A 643-nucleotide genomic window follows, 5' to 3' on the forward strand; every position below is an offset into this window, starting at 1 on the left:
GCTCCTGCCCCCTGAGATCCCCACCCATGTGGTGATGGTGGACGAATCCAACTGAACTCCCAAACAGAACGAGGAAATTCTTCTGGATCCCTGTGGGCAGGAAGTTGGGCCTGGATGCGCGGTTCTACACCCCTCATCTTGGGCTGCAGATAGCAGGGCGACGGCCTGGCCTTGCTATGCTTCCCATCTCCCCTCTCCCTTTGGGAGAGGGGCGGGGGGTGAGGGCACCAGAGCGCTTTGTAGGCAACCTCACCGCAGGTGCAGTGGCTGGCGGACGGTTACCTCTGGTGCTTTGGCTTTGGGCAGAGGTTGGGTCAGGTGGCTGAGCTGAGCTTGCGCCTGCAGTTGTTCCTCAATCCAGTCGGCCAGCTCCCGCATGTAGAGGGCCACATGAATTGCCTGGTCGCGCCGCAGCGGCTCCACCCCTTTTGCAGCCAGGCGGGCCAAGATAACCGGATCGCTCAGCTCTTCCAGGGCGGCAAAGTCTTCCGGCCGGTCAAACCCCAGCTCTGCCATCTTCTCGAACACATATCCCAGCCGCAGGCCCGTGGTCTCACACTGGGCTTCCCAGGGATCCCTCAGGACAAGGGCAGCAGTGCGGTAGGCCGTTTGGGCAATGGAGCGCCAGGTGCCGCGGTGGATG

The 643-nt window shown here is 62.4% G+C and carries 1 pseudogene; it reads right to left on the minus strand.

What is annotated here, in order from left to right:
- Window positions 1–249 precede the first annotated feature (249 nt).
- Window positions 250–643: pseudogene (locus NW852_RS11120) on the minus strand (hypothetical protein); the annotation flags it as partial.

The organism is Synechococcus sp. H60.1 (assembly GCF_047462335.1).
Lineage (GTDB): Bacteria > Cyanobacteriota > Cyanobacteriia > Thermostichales > Thermostichaceae > Thermostichus.